The sequence below is a fragment of the Aminobacter sp. P4_D5 genome (assembly GCF_056401815.1).
The window spans coordinates 33,553-49,064 of the sequence record NZ_JBFUIP010000021.1 but is presented as its reverse complement, the minus strand read 5'-3'; the positions used below and the strand labels follow the sequence as shown (position 1 = coordinate 49,064).

The window sequence follows — 15,512 nt, the reverse complement described above, 5'->3', positions numbered from 1 at the left end:
GATCAGGGCGTAGATCGACACGCTCATCAAGACGATGCCGTTCATGCCCAAGACGATGGGCTCCAGGTGCCAGAAGCCGAGCGAAAAACGCTTGTGCAGCCGGCGGTTGTGGGTGGCATTGCTGGTGATGAGGCGTGCGACGATCAGCGCCAGGATCGTCATGGTCGCATCGGCAAGCGAGTAGGCCCCGTCGAAAGCGATCGAGAACGAACCGCTTAAAATGCCGAAGACAATGCCGAAAAGCGCGACGACGAATGTCACGGCGATGGAGATTCTCAGGACCTTCGTTTCGGTGAGCATGGCGTAGCTATGAAATAGCCGGGTGCCGATGTCCACCGCCCGTGGGGTTGAGGCGCTGCAGGCTTAGGGGGCGCCAGCAGGCCAAGAGTTCGGTTCGTGAGGTGTTCCGCGCTACTGGCCCAGTCCGATGTTTTTTGGCGGGTATTTCTTGAAGGTCGCGGCATGCCCCTTCATCTCGGCCGCCATCGAGGCCAGGAAGGCATTCATGCGGTGCCCGACGGGATACTGCTCCTTGGGGTCGATGTAGAGGTTGAACAGCCAAGGCGCGAGGCCGACGTCGCTGATGGTGGTCATGTCGATGTTCAGCCACTGCGCATGTTCCTCGACCACCTTCACATGGATCTTGTATTCATACATGCGCATGGCCATCAGGTTCTGTTCGCTCCAGATGAAGACCTTCTCGCGGTTGGAGCGGCCATCGTCGGCGAGCAGGAACGAAGTCTGGTCGATACCGTCGATGTAGCGGTCGGTCGGGATCTTGGCTTGGATGCCGGCGAGGTGAAGCGACGTGTTGAACAGGTCCATCAGGTCGAAGAGATCATCGCTCTGGCGACCCGGTGCGATCATGCCCTTCCAATAGGCGATGCCGGGAACGCGCACGCCACCTTCCCACGCGGACGCTTTGGCGCCGCGGAATGGCGTGTATCCTGCATCAGGCCAGCTATCCAATTGCGGCCCGTTGTCGGAGGTGACGAAGATGAAGGTGTTATCGAGCACACCTGCTTCGTCGAGCGTCTTGACGATTTCGCCGATATAGGCGTCGACCTCGACGACATCGTCCTTGTAGGGATATTTGCTGGCGCTTTTGCCCTCGAATGCCTTGCTGGCGAAATTATCCGCGTGCACCTTCATGAAGGCGTGCTCCAGGAAGAAGGGAGCTTTGCCGGCGGCAAGTTCCTTGATCTTGGCGACGCTGAACTCCTTCGTCATCCGGTCGCCTTCCGCCATCGTCTCGATGCTGTCGATCTTGACGACGTCGGTTGTTTCGCCGCCCTTGAGTCCGTGCACCAGGGAGTCGCTTGAACCGGTCCTGCGCAGCATTTCGAGACGCTCGGGATTGAGTACGAGGTCAGGATAACGGCGCTTGTCGACGCTCTGGCTGATTTCCTTCTCCGCCTCGTAGAATCCGTAGAATTCGTCGAAGCCGATCTCATGTGGCCGCATGCCCTCGGCAGCGCCAACGTGCCATTTGCCTGACAAGACAGTCGTGTAGCCGGCCTCGCCAAGTAGCTTCGGTAACGACGTTTCGTCAGCCCACGGGTTCTTGGTGATCGTGTCGCCGGCGAGGATCGGGCGGGTGAGGCCGGTTCGCACCGGCAAACGGCCGGTCAGAATGGCGGAGCGCGTCGGCGTACAGGTGGGCTGGGCGTAGGTCGCAGTCAGCTTGAGACCTTCCTGCGCCAGCCTGTCCATGTTGGGCGTCGCCGCTCCGATGGCAGCGCCACCGCCATACGCCCCTGGATCGCCATAGCCCATGTCGTCGATGACCAGCCAGACGATGTTCGGGCGTTTGCCGGTCTTGGCTTGTAGCGCATCGAGCTTGGCCTGTGCTGCCGCAGCCTGATCGGAATGCTGGAGTGCCGGTTCCATGCTTTCGCTGGTGCGTTCAGCCTTGCTCAGCACCGATTGCGCCATGGAGCTAGCAGCGCTCGATAGCAGCAACGCCCCACAAATTGCCAGGACACGCGAATGGCGTGACAAGGCTTTCATCAGTCGATCCCCCGTCGCTGTTGGTATGGAAACGCTACAAAAGTGCAGAAACCTGGCAGCCGGATCCGGACAATCGCGCAGACCTTGCCACAGGCCGTAAGACGTCAGAAATGGAAACATCTCCAAGTCATGCCGGCTAGTCAATCGGTCGCCACTATTGCGGCATGCATCGAAGCGTGGCGGCTACGATCGAGCCTGCCTGTGGTCCGAGTGGGTAATAGAATTTCTAAGATCTGGACGCCTTGATCCTGACCTTGGGCACGCCGGAACTGTCCAGCTTGATTTCAATAGGTCCATCGACGGGCTCAGGGGGAGCCGCGACATTTGTGGCCTTCGCATCCTCCAACCGATCTGCCTGCAGCAACTCGTTTGCCTTGGCCGTCTTCAGGCGCTCGAGTTGATTGATGTAAAGTCCCGACATCTTGGCCTCCCGATCAGTGGAGCATAGCTGGGCTGTGGCCCTGTCAGGTGCTGCTGCCGTTGGAGGCGAGGCGAATGTTCGATCGTCCGCCGCTTGGCACCACCACGATCTGCCTGACCTTGCCCTGCTTGAAGGCGGTGAGGAAGCGCTGGTAGTCCTTGAAGGCGACGCAGCCATGGGATTCCGCCTGTCTGCCGCGCAGCAAGTAGCTGTGGGTGAGGAAGCCGTCGCGGCCGTACTTGTTCTTGCCGTCGACGGGGAGCATGCGGATCGCCTCGACGCCGTGGAAGCGGCTTTCGCGCATCTTCAGGTTATAGGTGTGGGGCGGGGTCGGCCCGTTCATCTTGACGTTCACGTAGCGCGGGTCGTCGGCCATGTTGCCGACGCCCGAATGGGCCTCGAGCACGCTGCCGTCGGGCATGTAGACCTTGGCGGCGCTGATATCGTAGACGGCGACACCGCCTCCCGCCCTTGATCCACCGCCGAACAGATTGCGCAGCGACTGGCCGAGGCTGCCGCTGGCTTTCGGTTCCGGCGGAACATTCGGCCTGGCATAAGCGAGTGTTTGCTTGGGTGCCTCGCGCTGGTCGGCCTTCTTGGGTTCATTGGCAGCCGGTGCTGCCGGCTCTTCGACCGGTTGGGTGTTGGTTTTCGCCGTTTCCGCTCCACGCGGACGCAGCTGGGGCATGGGGCCGTCGGAAGGCGTGTCCGCATAATCCGGCATGGCAGCGTCGTTGGTATCGGGGTTTTGCTCCTGCGCCGCGAGGTCTTCCTCTGGCGGCGTCGCCAGCAAGGTAGACAGCGCGGTGTCGGCGGCTCCGCTCGGGGAGGGGTCGGCATAGGCAAGCACGGTGGGATGCTGGTCGGTCGAGGCAAACCGTTCTGACGCGGGTACTTCGGCCGTTGCGGTGGCAAGCTTCGGCTGGGCGGAACTGGAGTAGCCGAACAGGCTGGCGAGTTTCGGGGGCGTCAGGCTGGCTTTTTTAACGACGGCGTCGAAGCGTGCAGATTTGCCGCTCGCGCCGGCGGTAGCGACTATGAGGTGGCGGGCGGATTTGCCTGTGGTGGCCGCCAAGCTTGCCGTTACAGCGGCGTGCGCCGTAGCCGTGATCAGCCTCGGCGACTTGCTGGTGCTGACAAAGGCGATAGGCGCCCGCGCCTGCTTCTTGTCGGCCAAGGCAAGCTGCGGGCTGGGCAAAAAGGTGGTTGAAGCGAAGGCGCGAGAATTGCTGGTCGCGACCATGCCGGCCATCGACCATACACCCACGCCGGCAAGGGCCGTGCCGAAGGAGGCAATCAGCAGTGGGCGCAACAAGCGGCGCAAGGACTGCGCGCGAACGTTCTTACTCATAAAACGCGTAGCAAGCCAGTTACCCCGCAACGGTGATCAGGTCGGTGAGCGACCGTAGCTGCGTGATGTCCGGATTGTCCCCATCTCGATCAACATCCCCAAAGGATGGACAAATATGGTTAAATTTTGCTTTGCAGTGGTGTGGGGTAATTCAGGCGCCAGATGCAATGTCCAGATTGGGGCGCTTGCGGTTCTTTGGCTCGCATCCGCCCGCGCGCCGCGACCGCTCCCCGAAAGCATTTGCCGTTTGGGGCGGGATCGCCTACATAGCGCCCAACTCCTATCACTTGAGAAGCAGGATACGCGCGCGTGGCACGCCAGTTCATCTATCACATGTCGGGACTGACCAAGTCCTACGGCACCAAGAAGGTGCTGGATAATCTCAACCTGTCGTTCTACCCCGACGCCAAGATCGGCATCCTGGGCCCGAACGGCGCCGGCAAGTCGACCGTGCTCAAGATCATGGCCGGCCTCGACAAGGAATGGTCGGGCGAAGCCTGGCTGGCCGAGGGTGCGACCGTCGGTTACCTCGCGCAGGAACCGCATCTCGACCCGGCCAAGACCGTGTTCGAAAACGTCATGGACGGCGTTTCCAAGAAGACCGCCATCATCGAGCGCTACAACGAGCTGATGATGAACTACTCGGACGAGACCGCCGACGAGGGCGCCAAGCTGCAGGACGAGATGGATCGTCTCAACCTGTGGGACCTGGAACAGCAGGTCGAAATGGCGATGGACGCGCTGCAGTGCCCGCCCGCCGATTCCGAAGTGACCCAGCTGTCGGGTGGCGAACGCCGCCGCATCGCGCTGTGCCGCCTGCTGCTCGAACAGCCTGACCTTCTGCTGCTCGACGAACCGACCAACCATCTGGACGCCGAGACCACGGCGTGGCTGGAAAAGCACCTGCGCGACTATCCGGGCTCGGTGCTGATCATCACCCACGATCGCTACTTCCTCGACAACGTCACCGGCTGGATCCTCGAACTCGATCGCGGCCGTGGCATTCCCTACGAAGGCAACTACACTAAGTATCTCGACGCCAAGGCCAAGCGCCTGATCCAGGAAGGCCGCGAAGACGATTCGCGCCAGAAGGCGATCTGGCGCGAACGCGAGTGGATCGCGTCTTCGCCGAAGGCTCGCCAGACCAAGTCCAAGGCGCGTATCAAGGCCTATGAGGAACTGGTGGAGAAGGCGGATCAGCGCCGCCCGACCGACACGCAGATCGTCATCCCGGCCGGCGAACGCCTCGGCAACGTGGTGATCGAGGTCGATAGCGTGAACAAGGGCTACGGCGACGAGCTTTTGATCGAGAACCTGAACTTCAAGCTGCCGCCCGGCGGCATCGTCGGCGTCATCGGTCCCAACGGCGCGGGCAAGACCACTTTGTTCAGGATGATCACCGGCCAGGAGACGCCCGATAGCGGCACCATCCGCGTCGGCGAGACGGTCAAGCTCGGTTATGTCGACCAGAGCCGCGATGCCCTCGATCCGACCAAGACGGTCTGGGAAGAGATTTCCGGCGGTGCTGAAGTCATCAAGCTCGGCAAGCACGAAGTGAACAGCCGCGCCTATTGCTCGTCGTTCAACTTCCGCGGCGGCGACCAGCAGCAGAAGGTCGGCAACCTGTCGGGTGGTCAGCGCAACCGCGTCCACCTCGCCAAGATGCTGAAGAACGGCGGCAACGTTCTGCTGCTCGACGAGCCGACCAACGATCTCGACACCGAAACGCTGGGCGCGCTCGAAGACGCACTCGAGGCCTATGCCGGCTGCGCCGTCATCATCTCGCACGATCGTATGTTCCTCGACCGCATGGCTACGCACATGCTCGCCTATGAAGGCGACGCGCATGTCGAGTGGTTCGAAGGCAACTTTGAAGAGTATGAGAAGGACAAGATCCGTCGCCTTGGCGCCGATGCGGCCAACCCGCACCGGATGAGCCACAAGCGCCTGACGCGCTAAAATCCTTGAAACGCCCCGCCCACAGCGGGGCGTTTTTGTTTTTGCCGACGCCTCTGGAGTTCAGCGATGAAAGACTGGTCCGCTTCGCAATATCTGAAGTTCGAAGATGAGCGGACCCGCCCTGCGCGGGACCTTCTGGCGCAAATCCTTATCGAAACGCCGAAGTACGTGGTTGATATCGGCTGCGGCCCGGGCAATTCGACCGAGCTCCTCGCCGCCCGCTGGCCTGGGGCAAAAATCTCGGGCTTCGACACGTCGCTGGCCATGATCGCGGAAGCACGACAGCGCTTGCCCGATATCGACTTCCAGCTAGCCGACGCGGAAAGCTGGACGCCGGACGGGCCGGTTGATGTCATCTTCGCCAATGCCGTCTTCCAGTGGCTGCCCAACCATCAGGCAGTGCTCAAGCGCTTGCTCGACCTGCTTGCTCCAGGTGGCTTTCTTGCCGTGCAGATGCCCGACAATATCGGCGAGCCCTCGCATGTGCTGATGCGCGAAACCGCTGCCGCCATGAATTTCGGCGCCAAGATTGCAGGCGTTGCGCGGTCGCCCTTGCCGCCTGTTTCTTCGTATTATGACCTGCTTGTGCCGCAGTCGGCGCGAGTGGATATCTGGCACAGCGTCTACAATCATCCGCTGGCAGATGCCGCGGCCATCGTCGAATGGGTAAAAGGCACGGGGCTTCGCCCCTTCATCGATCCGCTCGATGCGGACGAACGGCAGACCTATCTTGCCGCCTACACCGCAAAGATCGCTTCGGCCTACCCGCCAGTGGCGAACGGCAAGGTTCTGCTGCGCTTCCCCAGGCTGTTCATGGTCGCGCAGCGAAGATAAGAGCCAGCCGCGCTAAGCGCGGTCCGGGTCGCCGAAATCTGATCGCAATCGGAGCCGGATAACGGCCAGCGCACCGTATTCGAACCGCTCTGGCTGGCGTAGAGTGTTCGCCAGCGAATCTGGGGAGGCCTTTGGAGAGGCGGGGTTCGCGAGAAATTGCAGGCATCGGACGGTTTCATGCATCGCGTCATCATCAGCGGTATCGGCGTTGAAATTCCTGAAGCCTCGATCAGCAATGATGAGTTGGTCGAAAGCTTCAATATCTGGGTCGACATCGAGAATGCCAGGCGGCAGGCGGCCGGTCTGGACCTGGTCAAGAAGTCGGACAGCGATTTCATCGTCTACGCCTCCGGCGTCAAGAATCGCCATGTCCACACGCTCGACGGCATCCTCGATCCTGAACGGATGAGCCCGCGCATTGCGCCGCGCGCCGATGACGCGCTTTCGGTCGAGGCGGAGTTCGGCGTGGCCGCAGCGCGCAAGGCGCTCGTTCATGCGGGGCTCACCGGCGCTGATATCGACATGGTCATATGCGCTGCCTCGCATCAGCAGCGGCCCTATCCGGCCATATCAATCGAGATCCAGAAGGAACTCGGCATCGAAGGTGCCGCCTTCGACATGAGCCTTGGTTGCTCGTCAGCGGCGGCGGCATTGCATGTCGCTTTCAATCTGGTGCGTGCGGGCGGGCAGAAGCGTGTGCTGATCGTCACGCCCGAGATTATCACCGGGCATCTCAATTTCCGCGACCGCCAGACGCATTTCATCTTTGGCGATGCGTCGGTGGCCATGGTCGTCGAGGCGCTGGGGCCGAAAGAGACGCGGCCGGGGCGCTTCGAGATCATCGATACGCGCAACTGGACGCAGTTTTCCAACAATATCCGCACCAATTTCGGCTTCCTGCTGCGCGCCGGCCAGGAAAACACCTCCGTCGTCGAGATGGAGGGCAATATGATCAAGCAGGTCGGCAACAAGGTGTTCAAGGAGGTGACGCATGCGGCGCACCGCTTCATCACCGCTTTCCTCGCCGACCATGGCATGACGCCGTCGGATGTCAGGCGCTACTGGCTGCATCAGGCCAATGCGCGCATGAACGCCATGATCCTGAAGCTGGCGCTCGGCCACGAGGCCGACCAGGATACGGCACCCATGGTGCTGGAGCGGCTGGGCAACACAGCGGCGGCCGGGGCCATCATCGCGCTCAAGGAAAACCATGAAGACATGAAGCCTGGCGATTTCGGGCTGATCTGTGCCTTTGGTGCCGGCTATTCGATCGGTGGGGCTTTGGTGAAAATGCATTAAAGGATCACCGTTGGTGATCGGAAGATCAGGCTTTTTGTCTGGATTTCCGTTTGACCGATCTGCATGGTGCCGTCTCAAATCATAAGGCGGAAAAATGCTCGATCCGACGATGCGCAGGGATGGCGAACCAGAGATCTTGCCGGGCAGGAAGCTTCGCGGTCGGGTGGCGGGCGTCTATGTCGCGCCATTCGATCACTTCGTGACGCGGTCCGTGGAAGCCTTGCCGCTCGGCTTCGAAGGCATCGACGGCGATTTCCATGCCGGCCACACCAGACGCTCCGGCGGGCGCGAGCCATGGTATCCGCGCGGTACCGAGATGCGCAATGAGCGCCAGCTTTCGATCGTCGCGCCCGACGAAATGGCGATCGTCGCCGACCGCATGGGCCTGGCTGAGATCAAGCCCGAGTGGATCGGCGCAAACCTTTTGCTCGACGGCGTGCCGATGCTGTCGATGCTGCCGTCGGGCACGATGCTGTTCTTCAAGCGCGGCGTGACGATCAAGATCGATGGGCAGAATGCGCCGTGTCGCATCGCCGGACGCTCGATCGCCGAACATGCTGGCATGGCCGACCATGATGCCGGCTCGCTTTTGTTCCCGAAGGTCGCCAAGCGTCTGCGCGGGCTGGTCGCCTGGGTCGAGAAGCCTGGAACGATCACCTCAGGCGAAGAGGTTTCAGTGCGCGTTCCCGAGCAGTGGGTCTATTAGGGGGACGCATCAGCGTGGCAGGCCGACGTCGGTCAGCGGACCGCTGCGCGAAGCGGTCGCCGTCTTGATCGTGGTGACCTTGTAGGCCTTTCCCGACTTGTCATAAGTCGTCCACTCGCCGACCTGGGTGCCGCTGCTGAAATGGCCGGAACGGAGCTTGGTGCCGTCCTTGCGAAACCATTCCCAATAACCTTCGGCCTGGCCAGCCCGAAGCTGGCCGACAACCCACCGGCTGCCGTCCTTGTGATAGTGACGATATGGTTCGGTGTCTTCCGCCATCTGCTGCCTCCTCGCTGCAAAATAGCCGCCCGTTTTTAACAAACCAGAAATGCTGCCTGCCGGCAATTGGTTGGAGGCAGGCGGGGCTGCTCGGTTACACGTCCTCGTCGTCGGGATCGAGCAGGCGCGTGGCGCGCCAGCGCGTGAGCACGGCATTGATCTCATCCAGGATGAAGAAACGCGCGGAATCGCGGTCGTAGCCTTCCGACAGCAGCTTTTCATAGTCGGTGTGGGCGTGGCGGATATGGGCGACGGTCGCCAGCCACACCGCAATCGACGGTGGCAGCGTCTTCATGTGCTTGGCCTGCGCATCCGCCCTGATCGCCTCGGTGTCGGCGTAAGGCGCCAGCGGCAAGAGCAGCGTCAGCGCCTTGCCTATGGCGCGGCGGCGCCCGGTGGGTGGGTTCATCAGCGGCTGCCCTTGTTCGGGCCGCTGGCGTCGGGGAACGCATCGACGGATGGAAAATAGGGTTTGATATCGATGACCGGCGTGCCGTCGAGCGCATCGATGGCGTCCAGTTCGATGCGCCCGGCTTCGATGTCGATCGAAATGATAGCGGCGATATGCAAGCCGATGGGGTTGGGCCGGGCAGGGGAGCGCAGCGCGAAAACACCTTTGGCGTCAGATGCATGGCGCGGTTTCTGCACAATCAGATTCCGCGGCGCCTGCTCGAACCAGCTGAGGATGACGACGTGGCTGAAGCCGGCAAGACCGGCGAGCCCTGGCCGGTAGGGCGCATCGATGAAAAGCGTTGCGCCACCGCCCTTTTCCCGAGCCGCATTCATGTTCTTGGGGCAATGCTCGCGCAGCTTCCATGGTGAGGTGATGCTGCCGATGAAGACAAGCTTGGCGTCGCCCGGCATGGCTGCCGGATCGTTGGTGAGCGCCACTTCGCCCTCGCGCTGCTCGAACATCTGCATGGCATCCTCCCACCGTCGCGCCATTTTCTTGCCCGCATGCGACATTGGGCGTTGCAATCACTCGTTTCGTCACATAAAGATATGTTTATGTCTTTTGGCGAGAAACGAAGCCGATGCACGTCGCACTCGACACAATGGTAGATACCTTGAAGGCGGCGGCCGAATCCAGCCGCCTTCGCATTTTGACGCTGCTTTCGCGCGGCGACCTGACCGTCTCCGACCTGACCGAGATTCTCGGCCAGTCGCAGCCGCGCGTGTCGCGCCATCTCAAGCTGCTGCTCGAAGCCGGCCTGATCGACCGCTATCAAGAGGGTTCCTGGGCGTTTTTCCGCCTGTCCGATGCCGACCAGGCGCGCGCTTTTGTGCAAGGGCTGGTGTCGGGCATCGACAAGGCCGACAGCCAGGTGGTGCGGGATTTCGAGCGCCTCGACGACGTGAAGCACAAGCGCCAGGAGCGCGCCGCGCGCTATTTCAGCGCCAATGCGGCGAGTTGGGATGAATTGCGTTCGCTGCATGTCGCCGACCGCGCGGTCGAGGCCGCACTTCTGAAGCTGCTCGGCAAGCGCCCGTTCCAGTCGATGCTCGACCTCGGCACCGGCACAGGCCGGCTGCTTGAAATCTTTGCGCCGCTTTATCGCCGCGGCGTCGGCATCGACCAGTCGCGCGAGATGCTGGCGGTGGCGCGTGCCAATCTCGACAAGGCCGGTATTTCCAACGCCCAGGTGCGCCAGGGCGACATCTTTTCGCCTCCAGTCGAGCGCGACGCCTTCGACCTGGTGACCATTCATCAGGTGCTGCACTATCTCGACGACCCCGCCCGCGCCATCCAGGAGGCCGCGCGCCTGCTGCGCCCCGCCGGGCGGCTGGTGATCGTAGATTTTGCCCCCCATGGGCTCGATTTCCTGCGCTCCGAGCATGCGCATGCGCGGCTTGGCTTTGCCGACCGACAGATCGCCGACTGGCTGGCAGAGGCCGGGCTGGAGCTTGAGGAGACGCAGGAGTTCGAACCGCGCGGCTCCTCGAACAAGGCGAGCCTCACCGTCAAGCTGTGGCTGGCGCGCGACCGCCGGCTGCTGATCGCCGACCCCAATCCTGAAATACAAGCCGCAAGGGAAACCGCCTGATGAACCAATACCAGCTGTCCAGGCGTTCAAACATCGGCGAGCGGGTCAAAGTCTCGTTCGAGTTCTTTCCCCCGAAGAACGACGATATGGAAGCGCGGCTTTGGGACACCATCAAGCGCCTTGAGCCGCTCAATCCGCAATTCGTGTCGGTGACCTATGGCGCGGGTGGAACGACGCGAGAGCGCACCGCCCGCACGGTCAAGCGCATCCTTGATGAATCGACGCTGACGCCGGCCGCGCACATGACTTGCGTCGATGCCAGCCGCGCCGAGGTCGACCAGGTGATTTCCGAATTCGCGGCCATGGGCGTCAAGCGCTTCGTGGCGCTTCGCGGCGACCCGAAGGAGGGCGTGGGCGCGGCCTACCAGCCGCATCCCGGCGGCTATGCCAATGGTGCCGAGCTTGTCGGTGCGCTGAAGGGGCAGGGCGATTTCGACATCTCCGTGTCGGCCTATCCCGAAAAGCACCCTGAGAGCCCAGATTTCGCGACCGATTTCGACATGCTCAAGCGCAAGGTCGACAATGGTGCAACGCGTGCGATCACCCAGTTCTTCTTCGACAACGATCTTTACGAGCGTTACGTCGAGCGCGCGCGCAAGGCCGGCATCTACATCCCGATCGTGCCGGGCATCCTGCCGATCCACAGCTTCACGCAGGTCGCCAACTTCGCTTCGCGTTGCGGCGCGCATGTGCCGGCATGGCTCGCCGAGCGTTTCGACGGGCTCGAAAAGGACCCGCAGACGCATGCGCTGATTGCCTCGGCGGTTGCAGTGGAGCAGGTGCATGACCTCGTCGAGCGCGGTGTTGGCGACTTCCATTTCTACACGATGAACCGGGCGGACCTGGTGTTTGCCGTGTGCCACATGATCGGTATCCGCTCGCAGGCAGCACCAAGCTCGGCAGCGGCCTGAGACGGTTCGGAACCAAAAAGGCCGGGATCTTCATCCCGGCCTTTTCGAAGTTTTCCACCTAGAGGTGCTATCGTCTTCCGCCGTCTACGCGGCCTATGGAAGAGCTCCAACAATGAGCGCGCCGATGAAAGTGAATGCGGCGCAAATCATGAGTGCATTGATTGACCTAGTCAGTCCCATGCATAGCCTCCTCTGCGCAAGTCACAGGGCGGAATTTAGGGTCATTTCGGCCACACACAAGAAAAAAATGTGCTGCATTGCGACAAGATTGTGAGAATTGCGACGCAATCTCTCGTCTTAGCCTTTGGAATTATTTGCCAAATGCGCCCGTAAGGGTTGTGGAGAAATTGTGGCAAACTTTCAGCCGGCAGCAGCCGTACGACGTCTGAAAAGGCGCCCGTCGATGGTCACGAGTCCCAGAGCGATGAGGGCCATGCCGGCAAGTTCGAACGTCTCGAGATGCTCGCCAAGGAAGGTCACGCCAAGCAGGATGGCGCTGGCCGGAACGATCAGCGTGACCAGCGAGGTGTTGGTGGCGCCCGCAGACGCGACCAGGCCAAAAAACAGCAGATAGGCAAAAGCTGTCGACAACAGCGCAAGCGCGAGAACCGCCGCCCATACGCCCGCACTCGCCGCAAACAGGCCGCCGGTGCCGTGCACTATGAGCACGATGGGGATCATCATCACGGTCGAGGCGGTGAGCTGGCCGGTGGCAACGATCGCCGGCGGCACGCCCTTCAGCCTGCGTGCCACCATCAGCGCAAAGGCGTAGGACAGCGCTGCTCCGATCAGCGCGAGCTTGGCCCAGACCGGGCCACCGAGGCCGGCAACAAGACCGGGGCCGATCATGACGGCAGTGCCGCCAATGCCGAGCGCGATGCCGGCTAGTTTGTTCCAGTTCAGTTTCTCGTCTGATGTCATCATGTTGGCGACGATCAGGGTCCAAAATGGCGTTGTGGCATTCAGCACCGATGCGAGGCCGGCGCCGATCTCGGTCTGGCCGGCGAATATGAGCGAGAAGGGGATGACGTTGTTGAGCAGCGCCAGCCCAAACAAGGTTCCAGACAGCGGCAAAGCCAGGCGGAAGGAGGGGCCGCGCACCAGCAGATATACGTGAAGCGCCAGGGCGGCGATCATCACCCGAAACAAGACGAGCTTGAGAGGCGCGATTTCGGCCACCGCTATGTGGACGAAGAAGAACGAGCCGCCCCAGATGACGCCCAGCAACAGAAGCTTGGCCCAGTCTCTTGCCGACATTTTGATTCCCTTCGTCGCCTTGTCACATTCAAGCGGTAGTCGCGCTTCTCTGATAGGGCCACCCGATTCCGATGACGTGACGCAGCGGGCCGCTGGATTGCGCGCGGGTTGCATCATCGGCGGCTTGCTTTAGATTTCGCCCCGCAACAAGGAGCTTCCATGCAGCGATTCGAGAATGCGCGCGAGGCAGCACTGGCGCTCCGTCCGGATGCCCCGGTTTATTGTTTCCGGCCCGAAGTGCTGAAAACCGATGCTAGGGCTTTCATGGAGATGTTCCCCGGCAAGACCGCCTATGCGGTCAAGACCAATGGTGAGCTGATCGTGCTCAAGGCGCTGGTCGAAGCCGGGGTGACGATGTTCGACGTGGCGTCGCCCGGCGAGTTCGCGGCGGTGAGGGAGGTCTCGTCGGACGCCGAAATGATCTACATGCACCCGGTCAAGGCGCAGTCCGACATCCGGCTGGCGCTCGAGACCTATGGCATCAGGGTGATTGCGGTCGACCATGAAGACGAAATCACCAAGCTCAGCCGCGTGGTGCGCGCGCTCGACATCGACCCAGGCGCGATCACGGTGTTCGTGCGCGTGCAGACCAAGGGATCGGCGGCCTATGAGCTGTCGAAGAAATTCGGCGCGGGACCTGCCTATGCGGTCGAACTGGCCGAACGGCTCAACCGCAACGGCTACAAGGTCGGACTTTGCTTCCATGTAGGCTCCCAGATCGAGGATCCCGATACCTATGAGCGGGCGCTTGCTTCGGTCGACTGGGTGCGCAACCGCGTCAGCTTCGATCTTGCCGGATTGGACGTCGGCGGCGGCTTTCCGGCCGAATATGGCCATGACCCCAACAGCAAGAAGCCGGCGATGCCCTCGATCGGGCAGATCATGTCGCGCTTTCGCGGCGACCTGAAGGAATATAATTTCGACGACATGCCACTGGTGGCTGAGCCCGGCCGGGTGATCGTGGCGCGCTGCCTGTCGCTGATCGTGCGGGTTTTGCTGCGAAAAGGCCGGCGCATCTACATCAATGACGGTATCTGGGCGTCGCTGTCGGATTCCTGGACCGGCAAGATCACGCTGCCGGCGCGTTTCATTCCCGATCCGGCGATCCGCACGCGCAATGGCGACGTCGGCAAGATCGTGCCGTTCAAGGTGTGCGGGGCGACCTGCGATTCCGTCGACATCCTGTCGCGGCCGTTCTGGTTGCCTGAAACGATCGACACCGGCGACTGGATCGAGATCGGCCATATCGGCGCTTATTCGCTGTCGCTCAGGACCCGATTCAACGGCTTTTACCCCGACACATTCGTCGAGGTGACGACGCCGTTCGACGAGGGCGAGGCACCAGTCGGATTGGCCAGCCTGGAAACGATGGCGGATTGAAAGGGAGCGAGTAGGGAATAGGGAAAGCGGCTTGAATTGCTGCGCGAACTCTCCGATCTACTATTCGCTATTCGCTATTCGCTATTCGCTAAGTGACCATTCGCATGCGCATATTTCTTCTTGGCGGCACCGGCTTCATCGGCAGCCATGTCCTGCGGCGCCTGATCGCTGCCGGACATCATGTCGTCGGCTTGGCCCGTTCCGAAGCCTCGGCTGACCGGTTGAAAGCGGCGGGCGCAACGGCACTGCTGGACGATCTGCGCAAACCTGGGGAATGGGCAGCCAAGATCGGGCCGGTAGATGCTGTCATTCAGGCCGCGTCGGATTTTGGCGACGACATGGGGCCGGTCGAGGCGGCACTGCTCGACGCGCTCTTGCCTGTGCTGGGCGCGATGCCGAAACGGCCACGCTTCATCTATACCGGCGGCTGCTGGCTGTTCGGGGCAACCGGAGCGCGCGTGGCCACGGAGGAAACCCCGTTTAATCCTTTGCCGGCATTCAGCGGGACGATCGACACTATGAGGCGTGTGCTCGAAGCGCCCGACATAGACAGCTTCGTCGTGCACCCGGCGATGGTCTATTCGGCCGAGGGCGGCGTGTTTTCGTCCTTCATGGATGCGATTCATGAAGGAAGGCCGGTCGAGGTGATCGGCTCCAAAGAGGTGGTCTGGCCGCTGATTCACGCAGAAGATTTGGCGGAGCTTTACCTCAATGTTCTCGAAAAGGCGCGAGCCGGCGCGGTCTACAACGGTTCGGCCATTGATGGCCTGACGGTCGGCGAGATTGTCCTTGGGGTGGCGCGGCAGCTTCGGACGGAGCGTCCAGAGCTACACATCGTCAGCGTCGACCTTGCTGCGGAAAATCTGGGCGAGTGGGCGCGGGGCTATGCGATCAGCCAGCGCCTGAGCGGAGACAAGGCGCGGGCCGAACTCGGCTGGAAGCCGGTCCACCACGATGCGGCTTCGTTGTTTTGAGGGAGCGAATGGGGAATAGCGAGTAGCGAATAGGGAAAATTGGGGTTGAGCGCATTTCGAGCGCGAATATTCCTACTCGCTACTCG

Annotated in this window: 16 protein-coding genes; 8 read left to right on the top strand and 8 right to left on the bottom strand. The window is 61.7% G+C overall.

Annotation, left to right across the window (positions count from 1 at the left end; translation table 11 throughout):
• From AC1DWF_RS07430 to AC1DWF_RS07415, 4 genes are all read right to left on the bottom strand, one after another.
• Nucleotides 1-300, bottom strand: a 300-nt coding sequence (locus AC1DWF_RS07430; RefSeq protein WP_476841556.1) for a cation efflux transmembrane domain-containing protein, incomplete at its 3' end; no start/stop codon positions are given.
• Between the two features lie 111 nt (nt 301-411).
• On the bottom strand, nt 412-2,010 hold the full coding sequence (locus tag AC1DWF_RS07425) for an arylsulfatase (RefSeq protein ID WP_476785908.1): 1,599 nt from the start codon (nt 2,008-2,010) through the stop codon (nt 412-414).
• Nucleotides 2,011-2,236: 226 nt separating this feature from the next.
• Nucleotides 2,237-2,431 (bottom strand): hypothetical protein, encoded by a 195-nt coding sequence (locus AC1DWF_RS07420; RefSeq protein ID WP_476785909.1) that lies wholly within the window; start codon nt 2,429-2,431, stop codon nt 2,237-2,239.
• 43 nt (nt 2,432-2,474) lie between these two features.
• Nucleotides 2,475-3,782, bottom strand: a complete 1,308-nt coding sequence (locus AC1DWF_RS07415) for a DUF2778 domain-containing protein (protein ID WP_476788506.1) — start codon at nt 3,780-3,782, stop codon at nt 2,475-2,477.
• A gap of 309 nt (nt 3,783-4,091) precedes the next feature.
• On the opposite strand from AC1DWF_RS07415, the gene ettA reads away from it, so the two are divergent.
• From ettA to AC1DWF_RS07395, 4 genes are all read left to right on the top strand, one after another.
• Entirely contained in the window at nt 4,092-5,741 is a 1,650-nt protein-coding gene (ettA, locus tag AC1DWF_RS07410) for an energy-dependent translational throttle protein EttA (protein WP_476783483.1), read from the top strand.
• Between the two features lie 66 nt (nt 5,742-5,807).
• Nucleotides 5,808-6,575: a trans-aconitate 2-methyltransferase gene (gene tam, locus AC1DWF_RS07405; RefSeq protein ID WP_476788505.1), complete on the top strand. Its 768-nt coding sequence runs from the start codon at nt 5,808-5,810 to the stop codon at nt 6,573-6,575.
• A 177-nt stretch (nt 6,576-6,752) separates the two neighbouring features.
• Nucleotides 6,753-7,874, top strand: a complete 1,122-nt coding sequence (locus AC1DWF_RS07400) for a beta-ketoacyl-ACP synthase III (RefSeq protein ID WP_476783485.1) — start codon at nt 6,753-6,755, stop codon at nt 7,872-7,874.
• 94 nt (nt 7,875-7,968) lie between these two features.
• The gene (locus AC1DWF_RS07395) at nt 7,969-8,580 is read left to right on the top strand and encodes an MOSC domain-containing protein (RefSeq protein WP_476783486.1); all 612 of its coding nucleotides are present in this window, start codon (nt 7,969-7,971) and stop codon (nt 8,578-8,580) included.
• Between the two features lie 9 nt (nt 8,581-8,589).
• On the opposite strand, the gene AC1DWF_RS07390 is transcribed toward AC1DWF_RS07395, so the two are convergent.
• The 3 genes from AC1DWF_RS07390 to tsaA all read right to left on the bottom strand — a co-directional run bounded on the left by AC1DWF_RS07390 (nt 8,590) and on the right by tsaA (nt 9,774).
• A complete protein-coding gene (locus AC1DWF_RS07390; protein WP_476783487.1) occupies nt 8,590-8,859 on the bottom strand; it encodes a toxin-antitoxin system YwqK family antitoxin in 270 nt (89 codons plus the stop codon).
• Between the two features lie 94 nt (nt 8,860-8,953).
• Complete coding sequence (locus AC1DWF_RS07385; RefSeq protein WP_476783488.1) at nt 8,954-9,268, bottom strand: DUF2293 domain-containing protein; 315 nt, start codon at nt 9,266-9,268, stop codon at nt 8,954-8,956.
• Nucleotides 9,268-9,774 carry a tRNA (N6-threonylcarbamoyladenosine(37)-N6)-methyltransferase TrmO gene (tsaA, locus tag AC1DWF_RS07380; RefSeq protein WP_476783494.1) on the bottom strand — a complete coding sequence of 169 codons (507 nt, stop codon included), beginning with the start codon at nt 9,772-9,774 and terminating at the stop codon, nt 9,268-9,270. The genes AC1DWF_RS07385 and tsaA overlap by 1 nt, the downstream gene beginning before the upstream one ends.
• A gap of 119 nt (nt 9,775-9,893) precedes the next feature.
• On the opposite strand from tsaA, the gene AC1DWF_RS07375 reads away from it, so the two are divergent.
• Together AC1DWF_RS07375 and metF are read left to right on the top strand one after the other, a co-directional pair.
• Nucleotides 9,894-10,904 (top strand): ArsR/SmtB family transcription factor, encoded by a 1,011-nt coding sequence (locus AC1DWF_RS07375; RefSeq protein ID WP_476783489.1) that lies wholly within the window; start codon nt 9,894-9,896, stop codon nt 10,902-10,904.
• Nucleotides 10,904-11,815 carry a methylenetetrahydrofolate reductase [NAD(P)H] gene (gene metF, locus AC1DWF_RS07370; protein ID WP_476783490.1) on the top strand — a complete coding sequence of 304 codons (912 nt, stop codon included), beginning with the start codon at nt 10,904-10,906 and terminating at the stop codon, nt 11,813-11,815. Before AC1DWF_RS07375 ends, metF begins: the two co-directional genes overlap by 1 nt.
• Nucleotides 11,816-12,175: 360 nt before the next feature.
• On the opposite strand, the gene AC1DWF_RS07365 is transcribed toward metF, so the two are convergent.
• Nucleotides 12,176-13,072, bottom strand: a complete 897-nt coding sequence (locus AC1DWF_RS07365; protein WP_476783491.1) for a DMT family transporter — start codon at nt 13,070-13,072, stop codon at nt 12,176-12,178.
• A 159-nt stretch (nt 13,073-13,231) separates the two neighbouring features.
• Between AC1DWF_RS07365 and AC1DWF_RS07360 the strand changes: the two genes are divergently transcribed.
• Together AC1DWF_RS07360 and AC1DWF_RS07355 are read left to right on the top strand one after the other, a co-directional pair.
• Entirely contained in the window at nt 13,232-14,452 is a 1,221-nt protein-coding gene (locus tag AC1DWF_RS07360) for an alanine racemase (protein WP_476783492.1), read from the top strand.
• Between the two features lie 104 nt (nt 14,453-14,556).
• Nucleotides 14,557-15,426, top strand: a complete 870-nt coding sequence (locus AC1DWF_RS07355) for an NAD-dependent epimerase/dehydratase family protein (RefSeq protein ID WP_476788504.1) — start codon at nt 14,557-14,559, stop codon at nt 15,424-15,426.
• The last annotated feature ends 86 nt before the right edge of the window (nt 15,427-15,512 follow it).